The sequence below is a fragment of the Bradyrhizobium sp. SHOUNA76 genome (assembly GCF_023006445.1).
Lineage (GTDB): Bacteria > Pseudomonadota > Alphaproteobacteria > Rhizobiales > Xanthobacteraceae > Bradyrhizobium.
Genome location: NZ_JALBHA010000196.1, coordinates 1 through 10,512, shown reverse-complemented (window position 1 = coordinate 10,512; position 10,512 = coordinate 1). Strand labels below are relative to the sequence as shown.

The window sequence follows — 10,512 nt, the reverse complement described above, 5'->3', positions numbered from 1 at the left end:
AGGCGCAGGCGCCGTCGACGGTGCCGGACGCGATCCGCCGGCTCCCGGGCTGAATGAGAAGTCTTCGGCCAATGAAGAGGATATCCACGGCACCTGCTCGCCGCGCGAGGCGCGGGTGACGCCCATCTTGGTCCGGTTCAGCGTCTCCTCGGCCATCAGGTCGGGGACGCGGATTTCCTTGAGGAGCTCCTGGACGAACAGGCTGTGATCGCCGCCGGCGTCCGAGACCACCGAGGCCAGCGCCGCCGAATACATCACCAGCGTGCCGTTCGGCGCGATGACCGGGGTCAGGCCGGCCGAGAAGCTGCGGAACCGGCGCTCGAACGGGTTCCGCCTGGAGGCGTCGATCAGCGCGATCTTCACGCCGGCGCCGCGGGTATTGAGCTCGCCGAGGACGGTCTCGAGGCTGAAACCGTCGCGGCGCACGTCGGATTCCGTCCAGATCTGCGCATCGATCGGCAGCAAGTAGCTCTGGCGCGCCGACTGGATGCCGAAGCCGCTGAAAAACACCAGCGCCACCGATCCCGGCTTGATCTTGCCGTAGAGCTTGTCGAAGGCGCGGCGCATGCCGTCGCCGGTCAGATTCTCGCCGATCTCGACCGCAAAGCCGTCGCGCTTGAGCTCGTCGGCGACGTTGCGCGCATCGTTGATCGGTTCCTTCAGCGGGGCATCCGCGTCCGGATATTTGGCATTGCCGATGACCAACGCAAAACGGTCTCCGGCCGCAAGCGATGGAGCAGTCGGGACGAGCGAGATGAGCAAGGGCAGAAGGAAAAAGAAGCGAATTTTCATAATCAGCGCGGTCCAGCCAAAAAGGCGCCGTTCCTAGCTTGCGCCGCGGCGACCTTAACTTACGCTTCCTGCATTATCAAACTGGGGACGGGGGGCGTCAACCACTTGGAGATTCGGCGTTATCGCGACGATTGACCGCAACGTCCGGGGCGCCGCAAGGGGAATAAACAGTCTCATGTTTCTGCTCCGACGTGATCCGGCTCGATCTGGCCGGCGGCACGTTAGGACCTCCATGGCGTCGAAAATGTGATTGGTCTCACATTGAAAGGTCTGCCCCGTCGCGCCGCGAGGCGTTTGACCTTTGCAGCGGACAATGGCTTGCTGCGCAGGATCGTCCCGGAAGGTCCACTCAGAAAAGCAAAGCAAAAAGCAAGAATCATGGGAAACGCCTACGAAATCTACGCCCTGCGCTATGCGACGATGTCGCCGCGTACCCCCAGCATGAACTTCCTTCAGCCCGATCCGCATGACAGCGCGGCGCAGGACCTCGACTATTTCGTCTGGCTGATCCGCGGGGGCGGCCGCGACATTCTGGTCGACACCGGCTTCAATGCCGAGGAGGCGAGCGCGCGGGCGCGCAAGCTGACGCTCAATCCGGTCGATGCGCTGGAGCGCTTTGGCGTTGCGGCGTCAAACGTTCGCGACGTCATCGTGACGCATCTGCATTACGACCACGCCGGTAATCTCGATCGCTTCCCGAATGCGCGCTTCCATCTGCAGGAGCGCGAGATGGCTTACGCGACCGGCCGCTGCATGTGCAACGGCCTGCTGCGCCATCCGTTCTCGGTCGAGCACGTCACGCAGATGGTGCGCCACGTCTATGGCGAGCGCGTCAATTTCTATTCCGGTGACGGCGAGGTCGCGCCCGGAGTCACCGTGCACCGCGTCGGCGGCCATTCGGACGGCTTGCAGGTGGTCAAGGTCGAGACCGCGCGCGGCCCGGTGGTGCTGGCGTCCGATGCCGCGCATTACTACGCCAACCTGCAGCGGCGCAGCCCGTTCCCGATCGTCTACAATGTCGGCGACATGGCGGTGGGTTGGGAGACGATCGAGCGCCTCGCCGGCCACCCTGATAGATTCATCCCCGGCCACGATCCGATCGTGACGGAAATCTATCCGCGCGCCAGCGACAAGGTCGAGGCCTGGGCGCTGCACCTGCCGCCGTCGCGGTCATTTGCGAAATAGCGTGAGTGCCAGACCCTCATCCTGAGGGGCGCGCTCTTGCGCGCCGTCTCGAAGGATGAAGGCCGAGATGCAGCAGCGGAACCTTCATGGTTCTCGCGGTTATGCGAAGCGTCCTCCGCTGGACGGCGCTTGCGCGTCTCCTCACCATGAGGGGGCGACTGGTCATCAGGAATGCAAGGGCGTGTACTTCGTAAATCCGGGATGGTTGCTTTCGAGGGTAAAGCGGGCACCCGGCCCCGAACCCGGAATGTCGCCCTGTGACCCTTAGCGGTCATCATCACCCGCGTACTCTAGAAGCCGTTCACCGACCCCGGCTCAGAGGGATCGAATGCGATCATCTCGGGACCGCCTTTTCGAAAGGGCCTCACTCTGAGCGGTCTACGGCTTAACCGGAAGCACTAGTTCCATCAGGTCTTTTGCCACGCTAACCCTGCCGGAATAGTTCTCCCTGACGGCGGCAATCCATTGATCGTCGGTGACATCGATATCACCAGGCACTAGATGACTGAGCACCAGTAATTTCACGCCAGCCGCACTGGCAATCTTGCCGACATCCTGCGCCGTCGTATGGCTCGCCATCAAATGCTTGCCCAGCGTGGCCCCATTCTTAACGCGTGCGACGAGTTTCTCCACGAATGGGGCGAAAAGCGCCTCGTGGACCAGCACATCGGCGCCCTTGGCAAATTCCGCCAACTTCGGATTGTATTCGGTGTCGCTTGAGAACACGATCACGCCGTCGGGAGTCGTGAACTTGTAGGCGAAATTGTCGGTGATCGGAGGATGCGGAGTGCGAAAAGCGGTAATCGTAAACTCATCGGTTTTCAGGAACTCGCCGTCGGCGACGATATCCTTCGCGATCAAGAGCGGACGGGGATCCGGGCGTCCTTCGTCCGCAATGCGGGTGTCAACGTCGAACTTGTTCAGCTCCCAATAAGTCTTTGTCATCTCCTCGAGCCCGTTCGGGCCGAACGAATGAATCGGCGTCGAGAGGCCAGAGACCCAGGCGTTGTAGACTAGATTGCCATATTCGAGGTTGTGATCCGAATGATGATGGCCAATCAGGATGTATTTTACCGAGGTCAACGGTACTTTCGCTTCCGCCAATTGATGGCTGACGCCCATGCCGCAATCGAGCACGATACGCGTGCCGTTGATTTCTATTAAATTGGCTGGATTGGAGCGGCCGATCTCGACGCGGGGACCCCCTTTGGTGCCGAGAAACACGATCCTAGTCCGTGCCTTCGCTTCCGATTGAGCTTGTGCCAACGGCACCCTTAACAGTGACGCGCCACTTACAAACGTCGCAAACCTCAGGAAAGTGCGGCGATGCAGCATTGAAACCTCGCGCTGTCTGCCAAGACCATAGGGCTTCAGCTCACTTAATCAGCCAGTGGAGAGCCAATCAAGCTCACTCAATATCTTACAGCTCTAAGGGTGCGCCTTGTGGCCCTTGGCGGACATTCGCTGATGCATCGTCGATGTCCGCTTTTGGGCAATGCGGACCTCGCCATCCGGCACATATGTACAGAATCTATGGTTCCGCGCCCTAATACGCCTGCTTGGCGTCGGCCTCTTCGCTGGTCTGGATCAAATCGAGGCTCTGCTCGATCTTGCCGAGCAGCGCCGAGAGCTGCTTGCGTTCCTGTGCCGAGAGGCAGGCGAGGATCTCGTCCTCCCGCCGCAGCAATTGCGGGAACAGCTCTTCGTAGAGCGCGCGGCCTTTCTTCGTCAGTTGCAGGCGGAATTCGCGGCGGTCGGCTTCGTTCTCGACCCGCTCGATCAGCGCCTCGTGCAACAGCATGGTGACGGCGCGGCTGATGGTCGATTTGTGCGTGCGGGTGCATTGCGAGATGTACTGCGCGCTACAGGCATCGTTGCGGAAGCCGAGCGTGGCGATCACGCGCCAGGCCGGAATGTCGAGACCGTGCCGTTCCTGATATTCGACCGAGAGCGCGGAACTGACCTCGGCCGCGAGCCGGTTGAGGCGGAACGGGACGAACTTGAACAGATCGAGTCGTGCCTTTGGCCGCGCAGAAGCCTCATCGGCTTCGCGTGCCTTCAATGCGATGTTGCTGGTTCTCGCCAAGGAGCGCGCTCCGAATTCCAGTTGACGGCCGGCCGGCTCCGGTCCAAAATAGTTGCACGTGAGACTATCTAGCAGATCGGTCCACTCCTGACCAGAGCCGAGGTTAGTGTATGGCGCAGGCCAAGACGCATCAGGCCAAAGCCCAGTTCGGCTATCGCCGCCATCCCGATCAGGACCGCGCTGGCCAAAGCCCGGCCGAGCATCCGGTCGTGGTTGTCGGCGCCGGTCCGGTCGGGCTGTCGCTCGCGATCGATCTCGCCCAGCGCGGTCAGCGCGTCGTCCTTCTGGATGATGCCGACCGCATCGGCGAGGGCTCCCGCGCGATCTGCTTCTCGAAGAGGTCGCTGGAATATTGGGACCGGCTCGGCGTCGGTGAGCGCATGGTCGCCAAGGGCGTGGTGTGGAGCGTCGGCCGTATCTTCCACGGGGACTCCCAGCTCTACCAGTTCAACCTCCTGCCCGAGGACGGCCACAAGCGGCCGGCCTTCATCAATCTGCAGCAATACTACGCCGAGGCCTACCTGGTCGACCGCATCCGGGATCTGCCCGAGATCGACCTGCGCTGGCGCAACAAGGTGACGGCGCTGGAGCAGCGCAACGATTCCGTAGCATTGACGATCGAAACGCCGGAGGGCGCCTATCGTCTGCATGCGCAATATGTGATCGCCTGCGACGGTGCGCGATCTTCGCTGCGGCAGATGGTCGGCGCGGAGTTTGCCGGCCAGGTGTTTGAGGACCAGTTCCTGATCGCCGACGTCAAGATGACGGCGGAATTCCCGACCGAGCGCTGGTTCTGGTTCGATCCGCCATTCCATGCGGGACGCTCGGCGCTTCTGCACCGGCAGCCCGACGACGTCTGGCGCATCGATCTCCAGCTCAATCGTTACGCCGACCCCGTCGTCGAGAAGAAGCCGGAGAACGTGCGGCCGCGGATCGCCCGCATGCTCGGGCACGACAAGTTCGAGTTCGAGTGGATCTCGCTGTACAAATTCCAGTGTCGGCGGATGGACCGCTTCATCCATGGCCGCGTGATTTTTGCGGGCGACTCCGCGCATCAGGTCTCGCCGTTCGGTGCGCGGGGCGCCAATTCCGGGCTCGAGGACGCCGAAAATCTGTCCTGGAAGCTCGACCGCGTGCTGCGGGGTGCCTCGCCCGCGAGCCTGCTCGAGAGCTATCACGCCGAGCGCAGCCTGGCCGCCGACGAGAACATCCGCGAATCCACGCGCTCGACCGATTTCATGGCACCGAACTCGCATCAGGAAGCGCGGCTGCGCAAGGCGGTGCTGTCGCTCGCCAAGGAGACCGAGTTCGGCAAGCGAATGGTCAATGGCGGCCGCCTGTCGGTGCCGTGCAGCTACGATTCGCCGCTGTCGTCACCGGATGCAGATGCCTGGCGCGGCGGACCGGCTCCCGGCTGCTCCATGCTCGATGCCCCCGTTGCGATGGGTTCGGGCGAGCAGGGCTATTTGACGGATGCATTCCGGACGGGTGGAACAGACTTTACGCTGCTGTCGTTCAGCAATGGCGCGGCGGTCGCTGCGCCCGATGGGGTGAAGGACATCCGCATCGACGGCGCGGGCGGACTTGCCGATCCCGCGGGCCTCGTTGCAAGGCGCTATGACGCCGAGCCGGGCGCCGCTTATCTGCTCCGGCCCGACGGTTATGTCGCGGCGCGCTTTCGCCATCCGACGCGGGCGGTGATCGCGGCGGCCCTGTCGCGGGCGCAAGGCCTGACACAAGGCCTGAATTGAGGTTTTTCATGCCACTCTCCACCAGCTCCAACTTCGCGCGACCTGACGATGCCTTCCGTGCCATCGCCGAGGCGCACCGTGGTCTCACCGAGGAGCAGAGCGCCGATTTGGACGCGGCGCTGGTGCTGATCCTCGCCAACCATATCGGCGACATCGATGTGCTGCGCGAGGCGATCACCCTCGCCAAGCGGCGCATGATCGACGGCCAGCAGCAGCAACAGCAACAACAATGACCCCGTGAATTGAAGGACGAATTGATGGCGAAGAACTTCGCATCCACCGGCGACCTCTCCGAGAAGACAATCACCTTCTCCGAGATCGGTACCGATCTCTATGCCTTTACCGCCGAGGGCGATCCGAACACCGCAATCATCGTCGGCGACGACGGCTGTCTCGTGTTCGATGCGCAGGCAACGCCGGCGATGGCGAACAAGGTGATCGAGCGCGTTAAAGCCGTCACCGACAAGCCGATCAAATATGTCGTGCTGTCGCACTATCACGCCGTGCGCGTGCTGGGGGCCTCCGCCTACAAGGCGCAGGGCATCGTCGCCTCGCAGGAGACCTATCGTCTCATCGAAGAGCGCGGCAAGCAGGATTGGGATTCCGAATATGGCCGCTTCCCGCGGCTGTTCCAGGACGCGCAGAGCATTCCCGGCCTGACCTGGCCGACGCTGACCTTCGAAGGCGAGATGTCGATCTATCTCGGCAAGCGCGAGGTGCGGCTGATGCAGCTCGGGGCCGGCCACACCTCTGGCGACATCGTCGCCTGGGTGCCCGATGCCGAGGTGATGTTCTCCGGCGATCTCATCGAATATCACTCGGCCTGCTATTGCGGCGATGCTCACTTGCGCGAATGGCCGCTGACGCTGAACGAGATCCGCAACTTCAATCCGAAGGCGATCGCGCCGGGCCGCGGCGATGCGCTGAAGGGTACAGCCACGGTGCGCGAGGCCATCGCGATGACGCGTGACTTCGTCACCTCGCTCTATGGTGCGGCCGAAATCTCGGTTGCGAAGGGGCGTACGCTGAAGGAGACGATGGCGGCAACGCGCGAGGTGATGGATCCGAAATTCCACAGCTTCGCAATTTACGAGCACTGCCTGCCGTTCAACGTGTCGCGCGCCTTCGACGAAGCGTCGGGGATCGACGACCCCGTGATCTGGACCGACAAGCGTGACCAGGAGATGTGGGCGGCCTTGCAAGGAGGAGGATAGTCATGAACATCAACACCTCGCCTGATCAGATCATCCGAAGCTCGGCTCAGGTGACGCCGGGCTACATGTCGGGATTCGGCAACAGCTTTGAGACCGAGGCGCTGCCGGGCGCGCTGCCGATCGGGCGCAACTCGCCGCAGCGCTGCGCCTACGGCCTCTATGCCGAGCAGCTCTCGGGCTCGCCCTTCACCGCGCCGCGCGGCACCAATGAACGCTCCTGGCTCTATCGTATTCGCCCCTCGGTGAAGCATTCCGGGCGTTTCGAGAAGGTCGATATTGGGCTGTGGCGTTCGGCGCCGTGCCACGAATACGATCTGCCGATCGCGCAGATGCGCTGGGACCCGACGCCGCTGCCGAAGGATGATGTGACCTTCGTCCAGGGCGTGCAGACCATGACGACCGCCGGCGATGTGAACACGCAGGCCGGTATGGCCGCGCACGTCTATCTCATCACCAAGTCGATGGTGGACCAGCATTTCTACAATGCCGACGGCGAGTTGATGTTCGTGTTGCAGCAGGGCAATCTTCGCCTCGTCACCGAGTTCGGCCGCATCGACGCCGAACCGGGCGAGATCGTGGTGATCCCGCGCGGCGTCAAGTTTCGCGTCGAGATCCCGAACGGTCCGGCACGCGGCTATCTCTGCGAGAACTATGGCGGAGCGTTCACGCTGCCGGAGCGTGGGCCGATCGGCGCCAATTGCCTCGCCAATGCGCGCGACTTCCTCACCCCCGTCGCGCATTACGAGGACAAGGACACGCCGACCGAGCTCTACGTCAAATGGGGCGGCTCGCTGTTCAAGACACAGCTGCCGCATTCGCCGATCGACGTCGTCGCCTGGCATGGCAATTACGCGCCCTACAAATACGATCTGCGCGCCTTCTCGCCGGTCGGTGCGATCGGGTTCGACCATCCCGATCCCTCGATCTTCACGGTGCTGACCTCGCCGTCCGAGACGGCGGGCACCGCGAATATCGACTTCGTGATCTTCCCCGAACGCTGGATGGTCGCCGACAACACCTTCCGTCCGCCCTGGTATCACATGAACATCATGAGCGAGTTCATGGGCCTGATCTACGGCGTCTACGACGCCAAGCCGCAGGGCTTCGTCCCTGGCGGCATGAGCCTGCACAATTGCATGCTGCCGCACGGCCCCGACCGCGACGCCTTCGAGCACGCCAGCAACGGCGAGCTGAAACCGGTGAAGCTGACCGGTACCATGGCCTTCATGTTCGAGACCCGCTACCCGCAGCGCGTTACGGCGCATGCCGCAAATGCGTCCACGCTGCAGGACGATTACGCGGATTGCTGGAAGGGTCTCGAGAAGCGGTTCGATCCGAGCAAGCCGTAGCTTTTCTTCCCCTCTCCCCTTGTGGAAGAGGGTGGCTCGCCGCGAAGCGGCGAGACGGGTGAGGGGTCTCTCTCCGCGAGTAAGCCTCTCACTTCGGATACGCGGATAGAACCCCTCATCTGGCGCTTAGCGCCACCTTCTCCCACAAGGGGAGAAGGAAGAGAGAATCGAGCCTGAAGTGACAACGCACCCCAACGATCCCAGCCTCCGCTCTTTCATCGACGTCGATCCCGCCTCCGACTTCCCGATCCAGAACTTGCCCTACGGCGTGTTCTCGACCGCGGCCAACCCGACACAGCGTGTCGGCGTCGCGATCGGCAATTACGTGCTGGATCTCTGGGAACTCGAACAGGATTCCCGGCTCGATGTCGGCCCGCTTGGCGTCTTCTCCGGACCCTCGCTCAATCCGTTCATGGCGCTCGGACCAAAGGTCTGGAGCAAGACCCGGGCCCGCATCAGCGAGTTGCTGCGCCACGACCATCCGGAGCTGCGCGAGAACGAAGAGCTGCGGAAGCAGGCGCTCGTGCCGATGCGCGATGCTAGGCTGCATCTTCCGTTCGCCGTCTCCGGCTACACTGATTTCTATTCGTCGAAGGAGCACGCCACCAATGTCGGCGTGATGTTCCGCGGCAAGGACAATGCACTGCAGCCGAATTGGCTGCATATGCCGATCGCCTATAACGGCCGCGCGTCCACCGTCGTGGTGTCAGGCACGAGCGTGAAGCGGCCGCGCGGGCAGTTGAAGCCGCCGAATGTGGATGTGCCGAGCTTCGGGCCGTGCAAGCGGCTCGATTTCGAGCTGGAGATGGGCGTGGTGATCGGCCAACCATCGCCGATGGGCGGCATGCTGACCGAGCAACAGGCCGAGGAGATGATCTTCGGCTTCGTGCTGCTCAACGACTGGAGCGCACGCGACATCCAGCAATGGGAGTATGTGCCGCTCGGCCCGTTCCTCGCCAAGGCGTTCGCGACATCGATCAGCCCCTGGGTGGTGACGCGCGCGGCGCTGGAGCCGTTCCGCCTGAAGGGCCCGGAGCAGGAGCCGGTGCCGCTGGATTATCTCAAGCAGGCGAAGCCGCAGAACTACGATATCGCGCTCGACGTCTCCTTGCGCGCCGCTGGCGCCAATGCGCCCGCCAGCATCAGCCGTACCAATTTCAAGTACATGTACTGGTCGTCGGTGCAGCAGCTGATGCACCACGCCTCCTCTGGCTGCGCCATGAATGTCGGCGATCTCCTGGGGAGCGGTACGATCTCAGGCCCGGAGAAGGACCAGCGCGGCAGCCTGCTCGAGATCAGCTGGAACGGCACCGAGCCGGTCGAGCTGCCGGGCGGGGTGAAACGCTCGTTCCTGGAAGACGGCGACAGCCTCGTCATGCGCGGCTGGTGCCAGGGCAACGGCTATCGCGTTGGGTTTGGTGAGGTCGAGGGGACCATTTTAGCGGCGGAGTAGCTGCGCACTCCGGTGCCGTAGGGTGGGCAAAGCGTAGCGTGCCCACCACATCGGTCACGTGGGCACGGCGCTGCGCGCCTTTGCCCACCCTTGTATTAGGGCGATCGATTATATTGAGCCGTTCCGTGAGGAATGGCCCAGCCCGGGTGGCCGCCCGAGCTGGGTCGCCGTTCGATCGGATCGGTGCCCACCGAAGCCTTGAGGGCTGTCAGACATAGCAAGATCGCGATCGGCACTTCATCGGGACCCGAATGGTTGAACGAACTTTAGGTTCGCATAACAAGGGAGGGATCGACGAAGATGGCCAAGCATACCACGATCTGTGCCGGGATCGATACCGGCAAGCGGAAGCTCGATGTGGCGATCGATGGCAGCAGCGAGCAGTTGCAGGTGGAGAACACGGCAGAAGGCCATGAGGCTTTGCTGACGTGGCTGCGACAGCATCGCGTCAAGCGCATCGGCATCGAGGCGAGCGGCGGTTACGAACAGCCTGTCGTCGCCGAACTGCGACGCAAGGGGTTTGTGGTTGTGGTGTTTCAGCCGGCTCAGGTCCGAGCCTATGCCAAATTCCATTTACAGCGGGCCAAGAACGACAAGATCGATGCCGCTATCATCGCCGCCTGCACCGCAGCGGTGCGGAAGATCCATGCCGCTCCCGATCCTCGGTTGCTGCCGTTCGCCG

At 62.7% G+C, this 10,512-nt stretch carries 10 protein-coding genes; 7 read left to right on the top strand and 3 right to left on the bottom strand.

Annotated elements, in window-relative coordinates; all coding sequences use genetic code 11:
* Positions 1-792: caspase family protein (locus MOV74_RS20210; RefSeq protein WP_246925986.1), on the bottom strand; the 792-nt coding region annotated here is incomplete at its 3' end.
* A gap of 378 nt (positions 793-1,170) precedes the next feature.
* Here MOV74_RS20210 and MOV74_RS20205 point away from each other — a divergent pair.
* Positions 1,171-1,977, top strand: a complete 807-nt coding sequence (locus MOV74_RS20205; RefSeq protein WP_246925985.1) for an N-acyl homoserine lactonase family protein — start codon at positions 1,171-1,173, stop codon at positions 1,975-1,977.
* A 378-nt stretch (positions 1,978-2,355) separates the two neighbouring features.
* Here MOV74_RS20205 and MOV74_RS20200 read toward each other — a convergent pair whose 3' ends face one another.
* Both MOV74_RS20200 and MOV74_RS20195 read right to left on the bottom strand, forming a co-directional pair.
* Positions 2,356-3,201, bottom strand: coding sequence for an MBL fold metallo-hydrolase (locus MOV74_RS20200; protein WP_246925984.1), 846 nt, complete (start codon positions 3,199-3,201; stop codon positions 2,356-2,358).
* 322 nt (positions 3,202-3,523) lie between these two features.
* Positions 3,524-4,063, bottom strand: a complete 540-nt coding sequence (locus MOV74_RS20195) for a MarR family winged helix-turn-helix transcriptional regulator (RefSeq protein ID WP_246925983.1) — start codon at positions 4,061-4,063, stop codon at positions 3,524-3,526.
* 110 nt (positions 4,064-4,173) lie between these two features.
* On the opposite strand from MOV74_RS20195, the gene MOV74_RS20190 reads away from it, so the two are divergent.
* From MOV74_RS20190 to MOV74_RS20165, 6 genes are all read left to right on the top strand, one after another.
* The gene (locus tag MOV74_RS20190) at positions 4,174-5,814 is read left to right on the top strand and encodes an FAD-dependent oxidoreductase (protein WP_246925981.1); all 1,641 of its coding nucleotides are present in this window, start codon (positions 4,174-4,176) and stop codon (positions 5,812-5,814) included.
* 8 nt (positions 5,815-5,822) lie between these two features.
* Entirely contained in the window at positions 5,823-6,047 is a 225-nt protein-coding gene (locus MOV74_RS20185; RefSeq protein ID WP_246925979.1) for a DUF2783 domain-containing protein, read from the top strand.
* A 24-nt stretch (positions 6,048-6,071) separates the two neighbouring features.
* Complete coding sequence (locus MOV74_RS20180; RefSeq protein WP_246925977.1) at positions 6,072-7,028, top strand: MBL fold metallo-hydrolase; 957 nt, start codon at positions 6,072-6,074, stop codon at positions 7,026-7,028.
* A 2-nt stretch (positions 7,029-7,030) separates the two neighbouring features.
* On the top strand, positions 7,031-8,377 hold the full coding sequence (hmgA, locus tag MOV74_RS20175; RefSeq protein WP_246925974.1) for a homogentisate 1,2-dioxygenase: 1,347 nt from the start codon (positions 7,031-7,033) through the stop codon (positions 8,375-8,377).
* A gap of 178 nt (positions 8,378-8,555) precedes the next feature.
* Positions 8,556-9,830, top strand: coding sequence for a fumarylacetoacetase (fahA, locus tag MOV74_RS20170; RefSeq protein WP_246925971.1), 1,275 nt, complete (start codon positions 8,556-8,558; stop codon positions 9,828-9,830).
* Between the two features lie 300 nt (positions 9,831-10,130).
* The coding region (locus MOV74_RS20165; protein WP_246925969.1) for an IS110 family transposase at positions 10,131-10,512 on the top strand (382 nt) is incomplete at its 3' end.